Source organism: Streptomyces sp. NPDC088157 (assembly GCF_044741545.1).
GTDB lineage: Bacteria > Actinomycetota > Actinomycetes > Streptomycetales > Streptomycetaceae > Streptomyces.
The window spans coordinates 295,517-311,719 of record NZ_JBIUSU010000004.1; the positions used below are offsets into that span (position 1 = coordinate 295,517).

Annotated in this window: 13 protein-coding genes; 10 read left to right on the forward strand and 3 right to left on the reverse strand. The window is 72.1% G+C overall.

Annotation, left to right across the window (positions count from 1 at the left end; genetic code table 11):
• The first annotated feature begins 39 nt into the window (after positions 1-39).
• From ACIPFH_RS17230 to ACIPFH_RS17240, 3 genes are all read left to right on the forward strand, one after another.
• Positions 40-1,149 (forward strand): NAD(P)H-dependent flavin oxidoreductase, encoded by a 1,110-nt coding sequence (locus tag ACIPFH_RS17230; protein WP_401827343.1) that lies wholly within the window; start codon positions 40-42, stop codon positions 1,147-1,149.
• Positions 1,146-2,699: an acyl-CoA synthetase gene (locus tag ACIPFH_RS17235; protein ID WP_401827344.1), complete on the forward strand. Its 1,554-nt coding sequence runs from the start codon at positions 1,146-1,148 to the stop codon at positions 2,697-2,699. The genes ACIPFH_RS17230 and ACIPFH_RS17235 overlap by 4 nt, the downstream gene beginning before the upstream one ends.
• 270 nt (positions 2,700-2,969) lie before the next feature.
• Entirely contained in the window at positions 2,970-4,466 is a 1,497-nt protein-coding gene (locus tag ACIPFH_RS17240; RefSeq protein ID WP_401827345.1) for an acyl-CoA synthetase, read from the forward strand.
• Here the strand turns inward: ACIPFH_RS17240 and paaK are convergent.
• Positions 4,461-5,762 (reverse strand): phenylacetate--CoA ligase PaaK, encoded by a 1,302-nt coding sequence (gene paaK, locus ACIPFH_RS17245; RefSeq protein ID WP_401827347.1) that lies wholly within the window; start codon positions 5,760-5,762, stop codon positions 4,461-4,463. The genes ACIPFH_RS17240 and paaK overlap by 6 nt on opposite strands.
• A gap of 177 nt (positions 5,763-5,939) precedes the next feature.
• Here paaK and ACIPFH_RS17250 point away from each other — a divergent pair, with 177 nt between their 5' ends.
• Positions 5,940-6,809 (forward strand): alpha/beta fold hydrolase, encoded by an 870-nt coding sequence (locus ACIPFH_RS17250; protein ID WP_401827348.1) that lies wholly within the window; start codon positions 5,940-5,942, stop codon positions 6,807-6,809.
• A 216-nt stretch (positions 6,810-7,025) separates the two neighbouring features.
• On the opposite strand, the gene ACIPFH_RS17255 is transcribed toward ACIPFH_RS17250, so the two are convergent.
• Positions 7,026-8,630, reverse strand: a complete 1,605-nt coding sequence (locus ACIPFH_RS17255; protein WP_401827349.1) for an acyl-CoA synthetase — start codon at positions 8,628-8,630, stop codon at positions 7,026-7,028.
• Positions 8,631-8,827: 197 nt separating this feature from the next.
• Here ACIPFH_RS17255 and ACIPFH_RS17260 point away from each other — a divergent pair, with 197 nt between their 5' ends.
• The 6 genes from ACIPFH_RS17260 to ACIPFH_RS17285 all read left to right on the forward strand — a co-directional run bounded on the left by ACIPFH_RS17260 (position 8,828) and on the right by ACIPFH_RS17285 (position 14,074).
• Positions 8,828-9,628 carry a crotonase/enoyl-CoA hydratase family protein gene (locus tag ACIPFH_RS17260; protein WP_401827351.1) on the forward strand — a complete coding sequence of 267 codons (801 nt, stop codon included), beginning with the start codon at positions 8,828-8,830 and terminating at the stop codon, positions 9,626-9,628.
• Positions 9,629-9,783: 155 nt separating this feature from the next.
• Positions 9,784-10,728 (forward strand): Zn-ribbon domain-containing OB-fold protein, encoded by a 945-nt coding sequence (locus ACIPFH_RS17265; protein WP_401827352.1) that lies wholly within the window; start codon positions 9,784-9,786, stop codon positions 10,726-10,728.
• Positions 10,725-11,795 (forward strand): thiolase domain-containing protein, encoded by a 1,071-nt coding sequence (locus ACIPFH_RS17270; RefSeq protein WP_401827354.1) that lies wholly within the window; start codon positions 10,725-10,727, stop codon positions 11,793-11,795. The genes ACIPFH_RS17265 and ACIPFH_RS17270 overlap by 4 nt, the downstream gene beginning before the upstream one ends.
• Positions 11,792-12,958, forward strand: coding sequence for a thiolase domain-containing protein (locus tag ACIPFH_RS17275; protein WP_401827356.1), 1,167 nt, complete (start codon positions 11,792-11,794; stop codon positions 12,956-12,958). Before ACIPFH_RS17270 ends, ACIPFH_RS17275 begins: the two co-directional genes overlap by 4 nt.
• An 83-nt stretch (positions 12,959-13,041) precedes the next feature.
• Entirely contained in the window at positions 13,042-13,284 is a 243-nt protein-coding gene (locus tag ACIPFH_RS17280) for a DUF397 domain-containing protein (protein WP_356261487.1), read from the forward strand.
• Between the two features lie 292 nt (positions 13,285-13,576).
• Positions 13,577-14,074, forward strand: a complete 498-nt coding sequence (locus ACIPFH_RS17285; protein ID WP_062646030.1) for a hypothetical protein — start codon at positions 13,577-13,579, stop codon at positions 14,072-14,074.
• 10 nt (positions 14,075-14,084) lie between these two features.
• On the opposite strand, the gene ACIPFH_RS17290 is transcribed toward ACIPFH_RS17285, so the two are convergent.
• Complete coding sequence (locus ACIPFH_RS17290; protein WP_401827359.1) at positions 14,085-16,007, reverse strand: N-acetylmuramoyl-L-alanine amidase; 1,923 nt, start codon at positions 16,005-16,007, stop codon at positions 14,085-14,087.
• Positions 16,008-16,203: the final 196 nt, after the last annotated feature.

A 16,203-nucleotide genomic window follows, 5' to 3' on the forward strand; every position in this document is an offset into this window, starting at 1 on the left:
AGGCTTCCGTCGTCGCACCGGCTGCGGCATCCTGCGCCCATGCAGACGGAGCTGAGCAAGCAACTGGGCATCGAGCACGCCGTCTTCGGCTTCACGCCGTTCCCCGCCGTCGCCGCCGCCATCAGCCGCGCCGGCGGATTCGGTGTGCTCGGAGCGGTCCGCTACACCGCGCCCGACGACCTCAAACGCGACCTCGACTGGATCGAGGCGCATGTCGACGGCAAGCCGTACGGGCTCGACGTCGTCATGCCCGCGAAGAAGGTCGAAGGGGTCACGGAGGCGGACGTCGAGGCGATGATCCCCGAAACGCACCGGCAGTTCGTACGGGACACCCTCGCCAAGTACGGGGTGCCCGAGCTGGCCGAGGGCGAGGCGTCCGGCTGGCGCATCACCGGCTGGATGGAACAGGTCGCCCGCAGTCAGCTCGACGTCGCCTTCGACTACCCGATCCGGTTGCTGGCCAACGCCCTCGGCTCCCCGCCCGCCGACATCGTCGCCCGCGCCCACGAGCGGGACGTGCTCGTCGCCGCGCTCGCGGGCAGCGCGCGGCACGCGCTCAAGCACAAGGAGGCGGGCATCGACATCGTGGTGGCGCAGGGCTACGAGGCCGGCGGCCACACCGGTGAGATCGCGTCGATGGTGCTCACTCCGGAGGCCGTGGACGCCGTCGCCCCCCTCCCCGTCCTCGCCGCGGGCGGCATCGGCAGCGGCCGCCAGATCGCCGCCGCCTTCGCGCTCGGCGCCCAGGGCGTATGGCTCGGCTCCCTCTGGCTGACCACCGCCGAGGCCGACCTGCACTCGGCCGCCCTGACCCGCAAGCTCCTCGCGGCGGGCTCCGGCGACACGGTCCGCTCCCGCGCCCTCACCGGCAAGCCCGCACGCCAGCTGCGCACCGAATGGACCGACGCCTGGGACGCCGGCGACGGGCCGGGAACCCTTCCGATGCCGCTCCAGGGCCTGCTCGTCGCCGACGCCGTCTCGCGCATCCAGAAGTACGAGATCGACCCCCTGCTCGGCACGCCCGTCGGCCAGATCGTCGGCCGGATGAACGAGGTCCGCAGCGTCGGCGCCGTCTTCGACGACCTCACCCGCGGTTTCGAGCAGGCCGTGGACCGCGTCAACCGCATCGCCGGAAGGAGCGGCAAGTGACCAGCACACCCCCCGCGGGCTTCTGGGCCCAGGCGGCCCAGGACCCCGACCGTACGGTCCTGATCGCGCCCGACGGAGAGAAGTGGAGCGCCGGACGCCTGCACGCCGCCGCCAACCGGCTCGTGCACGGACTGCGCGCCGCCGGACTGGAACGCGGCGACGCCTTCGCCGTCGTCCTGCCCAACTCGGCGGAGTTCTTCGCCGCCCACCTCGCCGCCACCCAGGCCGGCTTCTACCTCGTCCCCGTCAACCACCACCTGGTGGGACCGGAGATCGCCTGGATCGTGTCCGACTCCGGCGCCAAGGTCCTCCTCGCCCACGAGCGGTTCGCCGACCAGGCACGCCGGGCCGCCGACGAGGCCGCCCTGCCCGCCACCCACCGGTACGCCGTGGGCGAGGTCGAGGGCTTCCGCCGGTACGCCGAACTCCTCGACGGACAACCGGAGTCGGCGCCCGCCGACCGCACCCTCGGCTGGGTCATGAACTACACCTCCGGCACGACGGGACGCCCGCGCGGCATCCGGCGCCCCCTGCCCGGCAAGCTGCCCGAGGAGGCCTATCTCGGCGGATTCCTCGGCATCTTCGGCGTCCGGCCGTTCGACGGCAACGTGCACCTCGTCTGCTCGCCGCTCTACCACACGGCCGTGCTCCAGTTCGCGGCCGCGTCCCTGCACATCGGCCACCCTCTGGTGCTGATGGACAAGTGGACGCCGCAGGAGATGCTCCGCCTCATCGACGCCCACCGGTGCACCCACACCCACATGGTCCCGACCCAGTTCCACCGCCTGCTGGCCCTCCCGGCGGACGTACGGGCGCGCTACGACGTGTCGTCCATGCGGCACGCCATCCACGGCGCCGCGCCCTGCCCGGACCATGTGAAGCGGGCGATGATCGACTGGTGGGGCACCTGCGTGGAGGAGTACTACGCGGCCAGCGAGGGCGGCGGCGCCTTCGCCACGGCCGAGGACTGGCTCAAGAAGCCCGGCACGGTCGGGAAGGCCTGGCCCATCAGCGAGCTGGCGATCTTCGACGACGAGGGCCACCGCCTGCCGCCCGGTGCACTCGGTACCGTGTACATGAAGATGACGACCGGAGGCTTCGCCTACCACAAGGACGAGGACAAGACGAAGAAGAACCGCATCGGCGACTTCTTCACCGTCGGCGACCTCGGCGTCCTCGACGAGGACGGTTACCTCTTCCTCCGCGACCGCAAGATCGACCTGATCATCTCGGGCGGCGTCAACATCTACCCCGCCGAGATCGAGTCCGCGCTGCTCGCCCACCCCGCCGTCGCCGACGCCGCCGCCTTCGGCATCCCCCACGACGACTGGGGCGAGGCGGTCAAGGCCGTGATCGAACCGGCCCCCGGCCACGAGCCGGGACCCGCTCTCGCCGCCGCCCTCCTCGACCACTGCGCCGACCGGCTGGCCGGTTACAAGCGCCCCAGGAGTATCGACTTCATCACCGAGATGCCCCGCGACCCCAACGGCAAGCTCTACAAGCGACGGCTGCGGGAGCCCTACTGGGAGGGTCGGACGCGGCCCGTGTGAGCGGGACCGAGGAGGCGTGGGGCCCGCCCCCGGGGGGAGGGGCGGGCCCCGGTGCCGTTGTGTGCCGCCCCGAACGGCCCCCCGGTGCGGACCGCGACATCGACCGAAGCCGGGTGAGGGCGCTCGCCGGCCCGGGGGTCAGTCATCCGCGAACAGACCATCGTCGGCATCGGCGTGTGCCCGACGGCCGCACGGGCGTGGCGGGAGCCGTGGCCCGAGGGGCCGCCGACGACTTGACCTGCCCGGGTCGCCGTCCGAGGATCATTGGTCATGACGCCCGGACATGGCAGCACCGTCGACGGGGTGCTGCGGCGCAGCGCCCGCCGCACCCCGGCGCGGGTCGCGGTGGAGTACCGCGACCGCACCTGGACCTACGAGGAACTCGACGAGGCCGTCTCGCGCGCGGCGGGCGTCCTGCTCGGCGAGGGCCTGGCCCCCGGCGACCGGGTCGGTGCCTACGGCCACAACTCCGACGCCTACCTCATCGCCTTCCTCGCCTGTGCCCGCGCCGGTCTGGTGCACGTGCCCGTCAACCAGAACCTGACCGGCGAGGACCTGGCGTACATCGTCCGTCAGTCGGGCAGCGCGCTGGTCCTCACCGACCCGGACCTGGCCGGGCGGCTCCCGGACGCCACGAGGGAGTTGGCGCTGCGCGACGCGGAGGACTCACTCCTCGCCCGACTGCCCGAGGCCCCCCTGTACGACGGTCCCGAGCCGCGCACCGAGGACCTGGTGCAGCTGCTCTACACCTCGGGCACCACGGCTCTGCCCAAGGGCGCCATGATGACCCACCGCGCCCTGGTGCACGAGTACCTGAGCGCGATCACCGCCCTCGACCTGAGCGCCGGCGACCGCCCCGCGCACTCGCTCCCGCTGTACCACTCGGCGCAACTGCACGTGTTCCTGCTGCCGTACCTCGCGGTCGGCGCCACGAACATCATTCTGGACGCCCCCGACGGCGACCGCCTCTTCGACCTGATCGAGGCGGACCGCGTCGACAGCCTCTTCGCCCCGCCCACCGTGTGGATCGGCCTCGCGAACCGCCCCGACTTCACGACCCGCGACCTGAGCGGGCTGCGCAAGGCGTACTACGGGGCGTCGATCATGCCGGTGCCCGTCCTGGAACGCCTGCGCGAACGCCTCCCCGGGCTGGGCTTCTACAACTGCTTCGGCCAGAGCGAGATCGGCCCGCTGGCCACCGTCCTCGCCCCCGACGAGCACAAGGGCAGGCTGGACTCCTGCGGGCGCACGGTCCTGTTCGTGGACGCCCGCGTCGTCGACGAGAGCGGCGAGGACGTCCCCGACGGCACCTCCGGCGAGATCGTCTACCGGTCCCCGCAGCTCTGCGAGGGCTACTGGGACAAACCCGAGGAGACCGCCGAGGCCTTCCGCGACGGCTGGTTCCACTCCGGCGACCTCGCCGTGCGCGACGCCCACGGCTACTTCACGATCGTCGACCGCGTGAAGGACGTCATCAACTCCGGTGGCGTCCTGGTCGCTTCCCGCCAGGTCGAGGACGCTCTGTACACCCACGAGGCGGTCGCCGAGGCCGCCGTGATCGGCCTGCCCGACGAGAAGTGGATCGAGGCGATCACGGCCGTGGTCGTCCCGCGCGGCGAGGTGACCGAGGAGGAACTCGTCACCCACGCCCGCGAGAACCTTCCTCACTTCAAGGCCCCGAAGCGGGTGCTGTTCGTGGACGAGCTGCCACGCAACGCCAGCGGCAAGATCCTGAAGCGGGAACTGCGCGAACGGTTCGGCTCATGAGTCCCGCGGCCGCAGATCCGCGATCCGCCTGATCTTGCCGACCGACCGCTCCAGCGACTCCGGGTCGACGATCTCGACGGCGACCGACACACCGATGCCGTCCTTCACGGCCGCCGCGATGGTGCGCGCGGCCGCGTCGCGGTCCTCGGGGGTGGCGTCGGGGCGGGCCTCCGCGCGGACCGTGAGGGCGTCGAGGCGGCCCTCGCGGGTCAGACGGAGCTGGAAGTGGGGCGCCACGCCCGGGGTGCGGAGCACGATCTCCTCGACCTGGGTCGGGAAGAGGTTCACTCCGCGCAGGATGACCAGGTCGTCGCTGCGGCCGGTCACCTTGCGCATGCGCCGGAAGACGCGTGCCGTGCCCGGCAGCAGACGGGTCAGGTCACGGGTGCGGTAGCGGACGACCGGCATCGCCTCCTTGGTGAGCGAGGTGAAGACCAGCTCGCCCTCCTCGCCCTCCGGGAGCACCTCGCCGGTGATCGGGTCGACGACCTCGGGATAGAAGTGGTCCTCCCAGATGTGCAGGCCGTCCTTCGTCTCCACGCACTCCTGTGCGACCCCGGGACCGATCACCTCCGACAGCCCGTATATGTCGACGGCGTCGATCGCGAACCGGTCCTCGATCTCCTGGCGCATCCGTTCCGTCCACGGCTCGGCGCCGAAGACGCCCACCCGCAGCGACGTGGAGCGCGGGTCGACGCCCTGGCGCTCGAACTCGTCGAGCAGCGTGAGCATGTAGGACGGGGTCACCATGATGATCCGGGGCTCGAGATCCAGGATCAGCCGCACCTGACGGGACGTCATGCCGCCGGACGCCGGGATCACCGTACAGCCGAGGCGTTCGGCGCCGTAGTGGGCGCCGAGGCCCCCGGTGAACAGGCCGTAGCCGTACGCCACATGGACCGTGTCGCCGGGTCGGCCGCCCGCGGCACGGAGCGAACGGGCCACCATGTCGGCCCAGATGGACAGGTCGGAGTCCGTGTAGCCGACGATGGTCGGGCGACCGGTCGTGCCGCTGGAGGCGTGAATGCGGCGGACGCGGTCCCGGGGCACGGCGAACATCCCGTACGGGTAGTGCTCGCGCAGGTCGGCCTTGGTGGTGAAGGGGAAGCGGGACAGGTCGCCGAGGTCGCGGCAGTCGTCGGGATGGACCCCGGCCTTGTCGAACGACTCCCGGTAGAAGGGCACGTTGGCGTACGCGTGGCGCAGTGAGGCCCGCAGCCGTTCCCGTTGCAGGGCGCGCAGGGCGTCCTCGTCGAGGCGCTCGCCCTCGTCCAGCGGGTTGCTCGCGTCCGTCATGGGGTCTTCTCCCTCGTCACCCTCGTCGAACCATGTCAATACGGGCGACCGATCATTCGGTCGATCTCGTTCACGATCAGTAATCCAGGCCCACGGGCCCCGGGCAAGAGGGCGGTGGTGAATTTCGCCCGGGAGAACTCCGTTGCGTGCGACGCGGCCGCCGTCGAGGATCGGGGCATGCCGACCTTCACCGCGCCGGACGGGACCGAACTCGCCTACCACCTGCGGGGCGAGGGCGAGCCGCTCGTCGTGCTGCCCGGTGGCCCCATGCGCGCCTCCGCCTACCTCGGCGACCTCGGCGGTCTCACCGCCCACCGCCGGCTGGTCCTCCTCGACCTGCGCGGCACCGGAGACTCCGCCGTCCCGGCCGACCCGGCGACGTACCGCTGCGACCGGCAGGTCGACGACGTCGAGGCGCTGCGCGCCCATCTCGGACAGGAGCGGATCGACGTGCTCGCCCACTCGGCGGGCGGCAGCCTCGCGCTGCTGTACGCGGCCCGGCACCCGAGGCGGGTCTCCCGGCTCGCGCTGATCACCGCGACGCCGTGGGCCCTGGGCCGGCCGGCCACGGCCGAGGACCGGCTGACGGCGGCGCGGCTGCGCGAGGACGAACCATGGTTCGCCGCCGCGTTCCCCGCGTTCGAGGCATGGCTCGCGGGCGAGGGCGATCCCGACTGGTCCGCCGTCGCGGCGTTCTTCCACGGCCGCTGGGACGCCACCGCCCGCGCCCTCGAGGCGGCCACGGACGAGCAGACCAACGCCGAGGCGGAGGAGCGCTTCTTCGGCCCGGGCGCCTTCGACCCTCCCGCCCTGCGCACCGCCCTCGCGGCGGTGACCGCCCCGGTGCTGGTGCTCGCCGGCGAGATGGACGGCGGGCCCCGGCCCGAACTCGCCCGGCTCGTCGCCGACGCCTTCCCGAACGCCGAGTTCGCCGTACAGCCCCGGGCCGGCCACTACCCGTGGCTGGACGACCCGCGGTGGTTCGCCGGACGCGCCCGCGCCTTCCTCGACGGGGTTCCGGTCGCCGCCGGGATGCCGCCCGCCTGAGCCGAAGGTGGTTCACCGGCGAACGGTCGCCCACCGCCGCGCGGTGACGAGGACCCGGGCAGCGGTGTCCGGCCGGCCCATTCCCCCTGCCCGCCACGGCGGCGCCGATCCCGGGGAGGGGGCGGGCGTCCGGCTGACGGTCACGCCCTGGAGCTGACGCCTTCGAACCGACGCCCCCGAACCGGAACCCGGGGACACGCGTCCGGACGGGTGGGGTCAACGGTCCTCGGCGACCGCCACCTCCCGTGCCCACCGGTAGTCCGCCTTCCCGCTCGGCGAACGGCGGATGGACTCCGTGACCACCAGCTGACGCGGGATCTTGTAGCCGGCGAGCCGGGAGCGGCAGTGGCCCTGGATGTCCTCCAACGAGGGCGGCGCGGCACCGTCGCGCACCTGCACGACCGCCGCCACATGGTTGCCCCACGTCGAGTCGGGAACCCCCGCCACCAGGGCGTCGTACACGTCCGGATGCGACTTCAGCGCCTGCTCGACCTCCTCGGGGTAGACCTTCTCGCCCCCGGTGTTGATGCACTGCGAGCCGCGCCCCAGGACGACGACCACGCCCTCCTCGTCGACGGTCGCCATGTCACCGAGCAGGACCCAGCGTTCGCCGTCCTTGAGGAAGAAGGTCTCGGCCGTCTTCGCCGGGTCGTTGTAGTAACCGAGGGGCACGTGACCGCGCTGGGCGACCCGTCCGACCTCGCCCGCGGCGACCGGTTCGTGGGTGGCCGGATCGACGACCCGGGTGCGGGAGTTGACACGGACACGGAAGCCGCGCTCGGGACCCGAGTCCTCCGTCGCCGTGCCGTTGAAACCCGACTCCGACGAACCGAAGTTGTTCAGCAGCATCGCGTTCGGCAGCAGCGCCCGGAACTGTCGGCGGACCGTGTCCGACATGATCGCCCCGGACGAGGACACGCTGAACACCGACGAGCAATCGGTGCCTCTCAGCGGACCTTCGAGCGCGTCGATCAACGGCCGCAGCATCGCGTCGCCCACCAGGGAGATGCTGGTGACCTTCTCCTTCTCGATCGTCCTCAGCACCTCCTCCGGCACGAACTTGCGGTGGATCACGACACGTTGACCGAAGTTGAAGCCGATGAACGCGGTGAGGGTGGAGGTGCCGTGCATCAGCGGCGGGGTGGGGAAGAAGGTGATTCCCGTACCGCCGGCGGCGACCCGCTCGGCGATCTCCTCCGGCTTCTTCACCGGTTCCCCGGTCGGCGAGCCGCCCCCCAGCCCGGAGAAGAACAGGTCCTCCTGACGCCACATCACACCCTTGGGCAGGCCGGTCGTGCCGCCGGTGTAGATGATGAACTGGTCGTCGCCCGAGCGGGCCGGGAAGCCGCGCGCGGGCGAGCCGCTCGCCTCGGCGTCGGTGAAGGAGGCGATGCCCTCGCCCGGCGGCCCGACCCGGATCAGATGCCGCAGCGCCGGCGTCTGCGGCAGCGCCGTCGCCACCCGGTCCGTGAACTCCGCGTCGAAGACGAGCGCCACCAGATCCGCGTCCCGGTAGAGGTAGACCAACTCCTCTTCCACATACCGGTAGTTGACGTTGACCGGCACGATCCGCGCCTTGAGGCAGCCCAGCACCGTCTGGAGGTACTCGACGCCGTTGTACAGGTGCAGACCGAGGTGCTCGCCGGGGCGGATGCCGCTGTCGAGAAGGTGGTGGCCGATCCGGTTGGCCGCGGCGTCCAGCTCCGCGTACGTCAGACGGCGTTCCGCGCCCGTGCCGGGGTGGTCGACGTACACGAGCGCCTCACGGTCCGCCGCCACGTCGACGACCGACTCGAACAGGTCGGCAATGTTGTACTCCACCGCTCCTCCTGACCGGGCACCTGGTTCCCTGACGGTTCGTCGGCCATCTGAGCAAAGGGCACGGCAACTGGGAAGAGCTCGCGCCAATAAATCTGACTGACTGTCAGAAAACCCTTGAACTGCCATCACGCCTCCTGCAACCTGTTCTCGTTCTGGACGCGGCACCAAGGGACAGGACCTACCGAGGGGAGACGCCGATGGGCGGTACGGAACACCTCACCGTGCAGCGCGAGGGCGCCACACTGGTGCTCACGCTCAACAGGCCCGAGGCCAGGAACGCGCTCTCGCTGGCCATGCTCGTCGGCCTGTACGACGGCTGGCTGGAGGCCGACGAGGACGACTCGATCCGCTCGATCGTGTTCACCGGCGCGGGCGGCTCCTTCTGCGCCGGCATGGACCTCAAGGCCCTGGCCGGCCAGGGCATGGAGGGCGAGCAGTACCGCGACCGGCTCAAAGCCGATCCCGACCTGCACTGGAAGGCGATGCTGCGCCACCACCGCCCCCGCAAGCCGGTGATCGCCGCCGTCGAGGGGTACTGCGTGGCGGGCGGCACCGAGATGCTCCAGGGCACCGACATCCGCGTCGCCGGCGAGTCCGCCACCTTCGGCCTCTTCGAGGTCAGACGCGGCCTCTTCCCGATCGGCGGCTCGACGGTCCGCCTGCCACGCCAGATCCCGCGCACCCACGCCCTGGAGATGCTGCTGACCGGCCGGCCCTACACCGCCCGGGAAGCCGCCGACATCGGCCTGGTCGGGCACGTCGTCCCCGACGGCGAGGCCCTGGAGAAGGCGTTGGAGATCGCCGAACGGGTCAACGCCTGCGGCCCACTTGCCGTGGAGGCCGTGAAGGCGTCCGTGTACGAGACCGCCGAGTTGACCGAGACCGACGGGCTCGCCGCCGAACTGGCCCGCGGATGGCCCGTGTTCGACACCGCCGACGCCAAGGAAGGCGCCCGCGCCTTCACGGAGAAGCGGCCGCCCGTCTACAAACGCGCGTAGCGCTCCGCGGTGGTACGTCGAACACCGTGGGCCGTCCGTGGCCGGTCGCGCCCGCGCGAGCCGCACATGCAGCCGCCCGCGCCCCCTTGGGCGGGTCGACTCACCCCCGCTCGGCAATCCCCTGTGCGCAGGTCCTCGAAGGAGGCAAGCACCCGATGCCCGAAGTCCTCAAAGCGCCCCTCGTCGTCGAGTTTCCCTTCACCCGGTCGCTCGGCCCCGTCCAGAGCGCCTTCCTCACCGGCCTGCGCGAGCGGGTCGTTCTCGGCGTGCGGACCTCCGACGGCCGAACCCTGGTCCCACCCGTCGAGTACGACCCCGTCACCGCCGACGAGATCCACGACCTGGTCGAGGTGGCACCCACCGGCACGGTCACCACCTGGGCCTGGAACCACGCGCCCCGCCGCGGCCAGCCCCTCGCCACCCCCTTCGCCTGGGCCCTGGTCCGCCTCGACGGCGCCGACACCGCCCTCCTGCACGCCCTCGACGCCCCCGGCGCCGACGCCGTCCGCACCGGAATGCGCGTCCGGGTCCGCTGGGCCGAGGAACGCACCGGCGCCATCACCGACATCGCCTGTTTCGAGCCGTACGACGGCGAACCCGGCCGGCCGACCGGCGCCTTGGCGGAGTCCGCAGGCGAACGGGTCACCGGCATCGTCGCCCCCGCCCGCCTCGACTACACCTACTCGCCCGGCCGCGCCCAGTCCGCCTACATCGCCGCGCTCTCCACCCGGCGCACGGTCGGCGAACGCTGCCCGTCCTGCCGCAAGGTGTACGTCCCGCCCCGCGGGGCCTGCCCCACCTGCGGCGTCCCGACCGCCGAGCAGGTCGAGGTCGGCCCGCGCGGGACCGTCACCACCTTCTGCATCGTCAACATCAAGGCGAAGAACCTCGACATCGAAGTGCCCTACGTCTACGCCCACATCGCCCTCGACGGCGCGGGCCTCGCGCTGCACGGACGCATCGGCGGCATCCCCTACGACCAGGTGCGCATGGGCCTGCGCGTCGAACCCGTGTGGACGGAAGGCGCCCGCTACCCCGACCACTACCGGCCGACCGGCGAGCCCGACGCGGACTACGACGTCTACAAGGAGCTGCTGTGACCCGCGACGAATCCTCAGGCGTCCGCGACATCGCGGTGGTGGCCTTCGCGCAGACCGACGTCCTGCCCACCACCGACGAGCTCTCCGAGGTCGAGATGCTCATGCCGGTCCTGCACAGCGTGCTGGAGCGGACCGGTCTGAAGACCGCGGACATAGGCTTCACGTGCTCCGGCTCCAGCGACTACCTCGCCGGCCGCGCCTTCTCCTTCACCCTCGCCCTCGACGGCGTCGGCGCCTGGCCCCCCATCTCCGAGTCCCATGTCGAGATGGACGGCGCCTGGGCCCTGTACGAGGCGTGGACCAAGCTGCTCGCCGGCGACGCGGACACCGCGCTCGTCTACGCCTACGGCAAGTCCTCCCCCGGCTCCCTGCGCGACGTGCTCACCCGGCAGCTGGACCCGTACTACGTCGCCCCGCTGTGGCCCGACTCCGTCGCCCTCGCCGCCCTCCAGGCGCAGGCGTTGATCGACGCGGGCGCCACCGACGAGAGCGCCCTCGCCGCGATCGGGGCCCGCAGCCGACAGGCCGCCACCGCCAACTCCCACGCACAGCTGGCGGGTTCGGTACGGCAGGGGGACTACGTGGTACGACCATTGCGCACCGGAGACTGCCCGCCGATCGGCGACGCCGCCGCCGCGGTGATCCTCGCGGCGGGGGAGCGGGCCCGGGAGCTCTGCGAGCGGCCCGCCTGGATCCGCGGCATCGACCACCGGATCGAGGCCCACGCCCTGGGCGTGCGCGACCTCACCGACTCGCCGTCCGCCCGGCTGGCGGCGGAGAAGGCCGGAGCGTTCGAACGGCCGGTCGACACCGCGGAGTTGCACGCGCCGTTCAGCGCACAGGAGGTCGTCCTGCGTACCGCGCTGAAGCTCGGCGACGACGTCCGCGTCAATCCGTCCGGCGGCGCCCTCGCCGCCAACCCGATGATGGCCGCCGGCCTGATCCGCATCGGCGAGGCCGCCGCCCGCATCCACCGGGGCGAGTCCGACCGCGCCCTCGCCCACGCCACCTCCGGCCCGTGTCTCCAGCAGAACCTGGTCGCCGTACTCGAAGGGGAACCGCGATGAGCAAGGAGCCCGTGGCCGTCGTCGGCATCGGCCAGACCAAGCACGTCGCGGCCCGCCGGGACGTCTCGATCGCCGGACTGGTCCGGGAGGCCGCCCGGAGTGCCCTGGCCGACGCGGAGCTGACCTGGGCCGACATCGACGCCGTCGTCATCGGCAAGGCCCCGGACTTCTTCGAGGGCGTCATGATGCCCGAGCTGTACCTCGCCGACGCGCTCGGCGCGGTGGGCAAACCGATGCTCCGGGTGCACACGGCAGGCTCCGTCGGCGGGTCCACGGCGCTCGTCGCCGCGAACCTCGTCGCGGCCCGCGTCCACGGCACCGTGCTGACCCTCGCCTTCGAGAAGCAGTCCGAGTCCAACGCCATGTGGGGACTGTCCCTGCCGATCCCCTTCCAGCAGCCGCTGCTCGCCGGGGCGGGCGGATTCTTCGCCCCGCACGTACGGGCGTACATGCGGCGCAGCGGCGCCCCCGACACCGTCGGGTCGCTGGTGGCGTACAAGGACCGGCGCAACGCGCTGAAGAACCCCTACGCCCACCTCCACGAGCACGACATCACGCTGGAGAAGGTCCAGGCCTCGCCCATGCTCTGGGACCCGATCCGCTACTCGGAGACCTGCCCCTCCTCCGACGGCGCCTGCGCGATGATCCTCACCGACCGGGCCGGCGCCGCCCGCGCGCCCCGGCCGCCCGCCTGGATGCTCGGCGGAGCGATGCGCAGCGAACCGACCCTGTTCGCCGGCAAGGACGCCGTGTCGCCGCAGGCCGGCAAGGACTGCGCCGCCGACGTCTACCGCCAGGCCGGCGTCACCGACCCCCGCCGGGACATCGACGCCGTCGAGATGTACGTCCCGTTCTCCTGGTACGAGCCCATGTGGCTGGAGAACCTCGGCTTCGCCGACGAGGGCGAGGGCTGGAAGCTGACCGAGGCCGGGGTGACGGAGCTCGACGGCGACCTGCCCGTCAACATGTCGGGAGGCGTCCTGTCCACCAACCCCATCGGCGCCTCCGGCATGATCCGCTTCGCGGAGGCGGCGCTCCAGGTACGCGGTCAGGCCGGGGAGCACCAGGTGGAGCGGGCCGGGAAGGTTCTCGGACACGCCTACGGCGGTGGCTCGCAGTTCTTCTCCATGTGGCTCGTGGGAGCGCGGCCACCGGAGTCCTGAAAGGTCCCCCTCACGTGCTCTGTCGGCGTCCCGAACCGATCGCTAGGCTGACCCGCGGACGACGAACCGGGAGGAGCACGGACGTGGCCGAGAGCACCATCCAGCAGCAGCCGCTCACGGGCTGGGACAAGCCGGAGCTGGACCTCAGCAACGCCGAGTGGCAGTCCACCAGCCGGGGGCGGGGGGATGTCCAGATCGCCTTCGTCGAGGGATTCATCGCGATGCGCAACAGCGGCCGCCCCCAGAGCCCTTCCCTGATCTTCACGCCCGCCGAGTGGGGCGTGTTCGTGTCGGGGGCGCGGGAGGGGGAGTTCGACCTGACCTGAGCCCGGTGCCGGCCGGACGGCCGGTGAGCGGAGCCGGGGTGTTCCGCGCCGCTTTCCGGACGTGACCTCGTACGCCGTGCCGGGGCCCGGACGGGGCCCCGGGCGGTCAGGGTGCGTCGGAGACCCCGCCGCCGACCGGGGCATGACGCCGCCCCGGGCGGCGCCGTGTCCGCGGTGGCGGGAGGGCCGGCCCTCGACAGCTGAGCCCCGGCCGATCGTGAAGCGTGCCCGGAGGGCGAACCGCGTCCCTCCCGGCGATCGCGGGAGGGCGCTGTCCACGTACCATGGCCGCATGTCGTTCCTCCGCCGCCGCAGCGCCACTCCCGCCGGGCCCGACTTCGACGTACTGGCCATGGATCCGGGCGACTGGCCCGGCAATCTGGGCGCCGGGCTGCTGCCCGCCCCCGACGGCAGCTGCCAGGGCGTCTTCCTGCGCTACGACCTCTTCGGCGGCCGCGGCCCCGCGATGATCATCGGCAACCTGCCCGAGGGCTCCCCGGCCCGTGAGGTGGAGGAGGGCGAGGTCCCGTTCGAGGTGGCCCAGCTGCTGCTCGCGCTGGAGAACGACGAGGAGGTGACCGTCGTCGGCACCGAGGACATGCCGGTGATGCAGGGCGACAACCTCCTCATCGTGCGCCGCCTCAAGCTCTCCGAGGGCCGGATCTCCTGCGTGCAGTTCGACCGCAGCGACAACGTCCTGGTGACCATCGCCGCCTGGGACCGCCCCATCACCGACGACCTGTACGCCCTGCTGAAACCGCTCCCGGCGGAGCTCTTCCAGCAGGGCTGAGGCGCGGCGGCTACGACGGCGACGACGTCAGCTGTACGTCGGCGGCCCGCACGAAGGCCACCCGGTGGCCGTACTGGATCTCGTAGTACAGATCCTTGCCGATGACGACCCGGTGCGAGCCGGTGGCGAACGTGACCGCGTAGTAGTACTCGCCCGGCACCTTGTCGCCGACCACGTACTTCTGGCCCTTCGGCAGCGTGTACGGGAGCGGTGAGACCGCCTGGGCCGGCACGCCCGCCGGGTAGGCGGACGCCTCCGGGTAGGCCCGGCCGTAGACCGGAACGCTGTCGCGGCCGTCCTTGGGCGTGACCACCTGGCCCCTCGCGGGTACCGCCGTCGGCTGCTCCTTCGGGTTCCTGAACCACGCCTTCTGCCCCAGGTACCAGATGGCCGTCCAGTCACCCCACTGGCCGGCCACCGCGTACTGCTGGCCGGTGGAGACCCGTGAGGAGAGGTCGTTCACGCCGGTGGTCGGGGCCGAGCCCTGGCCGACGTCCTTGATCAGGGCCGACTTCTCGTCGTGGTCGGAGTGCAGCCGCACCGCGCTGGAACCGTGGGCCGCGCACGGCTCGCCCTTCCCGACACAGCCGGTGTACACCGGCCGGTTGGCGTTGTAGTCCGGCCGGATCGTCACCAGGCCGCCGCCGCTCCTGCGGGCCGTCGCCGTGAGAGGCCGGTCCAGCAGCTCGAAGTAGTGCCGCCAGTCCCAGTACGGGCCCGGGTCGGTGTGCATCCCGGAGACGGTCGCGGTGGTCGGCCCGGGCACGGTGTCGTGGCCCAGGATGTGCTGCCGGTCCAGCGGAACGCCGTACCGCGCGGCCAGGTACTTCACCAGGCGCGCCGACGACCGGTACATGGCCTCGGTGTACCAGGCGTCCGGCTGGGCCAGGAAGCCCTCGTGCTCCAGGCCGATCGACTTGGCGTTGACGTACCAGTTGCCCGCGTGCCAGGCCACGTCCTTGGCCTTCACATGCTGGGCGACATGGCCGTCGGTGGAGCGCAGCGAGTAGTTCCAGGACACGTAGGTGGGGTCCTGGACCAGGTCCAGCACTCCCTGCCAGCCGCCCTCGGTGTCGTGCACGACGATGTACTTGATGCTCGGCGCGGCCGGCCGGTCGCCGAGGTCGTGGTTGCCGTAGTCGTTGTCGCCGAACTGCTCGTAGGGCGCCGGGATCCACTCGCAGGACACCGTCGCCGGGCACTCGGTGCCCGCCGCCGAGGCCCTGCGCAGGCCCGTCCTCCGCAGCTGGGCCGTTCGCGGTGCGAGGTCGGGCCGGGCGGCCAGGGTGATCGGCTCGCCGGTGTCCGTGGTGCGTTCCTCGCCGGTGCGCAGCACGGCGTAGACGTCGTTCGCGTAGGTGGCGGCCGTCGTGCTGTCGTCCGCGCCCGAGAACCGCGCCACCGCGCCGTACCAGTCGGCCGGGTCGGCGCTCAGGGGTTCGCCCAGGTTCTTCTGCGCGGCGGCGAGGAGCGCGGCACCACCCGCGATGTTGACCGCCGGGTCCGTACGCAGGTCCGCCGCGCTCAGCCCGGTCAGCTCCGCCGCCCGCGGCAGCGTCTTCAGCCGGGCCGGGAGCTCCTCGCGGGCCGGGAGCACCGCGTGCGAGACGCGGGCCGGACGGGCGGAGTCGCCGCGGGCGTCCTCCGTGCCCCCGCTGTGGTGCGGGGCCGCGGCGAGCGCCGTACGGGCGTCGGTGAGGTGCATCGGGCCGTAGCCGCCGGTCACGCTCGGCGCTCCGGGGTGCGCGTCCCAGCGGGACTGGAGGTAGGAGACGCCGAGCAGGAGGCTCTGCGGCACGTGGTACTCGGCGGCCGCGGCGGCGAAGGCCCGCCGAAGGGTGTGGGTGGTGGTGTTGCCGGTGGCGGGGGAACCGGTGGCGTCGGCAGGCGTTGCCGCGCCGAGCAGGGGGAGCAGCAGAGCCGCCGACGCCATGGCGCCTGCGGCTCTAGGGGTACGTCTGCCTGGTCCGGGGTGGGTGACGGGTTTTCGCAAGGCGGCCTCCTGGGACGGGCGAGCGTGGCGTGCGGGGCCGGACATGAGTCACCTGATACCGGCTTGCCGACAACCCGTCAATCATGCGCACACGGAGGAGATTCCCCTCGTCAAGACACCGCTGACGCACCCTCGG

Coding starts and splice junctions, on each gene's coding strand:
- ACIPFH_RS17230 (WP_401827343.1), top strand. CDS start 40: ATGCAGACGGAGCTGAGCAAGCAACTGGGCATCGAGCACGCCGTCTTC.
- ACIPFH_RS17240 (WP_401827345.1), top strand. CDS start 2,970: ATGACGCCCGGACATGGCAGCACCGTCGACGGGGTGCTGCGGCGCAGC.
- paaK (WP_401827347.1), bottom strand. CDS start 5,762: ATGACGGACGCGAGCAACCCGCTGGACGAGGGCGAGCGCCTCGACGAG.
- ACIPFH_RS17250 (WP_401827348.1), top strand. CDS start 5,940: ATGCCGACCTTCACCGCGCCGGACGGGACCGAACTCGCCTACCACCTG.
- ACIPFH_RS17260 (WP_401827351.1), top strand. CDS start 8,828: ATGGGCGGTACGGAACACCTCACCGTGCAGCGCGAGGGCGCCACACTG.
- ACIPFH_RS17265 (WP_401827352.1), top strand. CDS start 9,784: ATGCCCGAAGTCCTCAAAGCGCCCCTCGTCGTCGAGTTTCCCTTCACC.
- ACIPFH_RS17275 (WP_401827356.1), top strand. CDS start 11,792: ATGAGCAAGGAGCCCGTGGCCGTCGTCGGCATCGGCCAGACCAAGCAC.
- ACIPFH_RS17285 (WP_062646030.1), top strand. CDS start 13,577: ATGTCGTTCCTCCGCCGCCGCAGCGCCACTCCCGCCGGGCCCGACTTC.
- ACIPFH_RS17290 (WP_401827359.1), bottom strand. CDS start 16,007: ATGGCGTCGGCGGCTCTGCTGCTCCCCCTGCTCGGCGCGGCAACGCCT.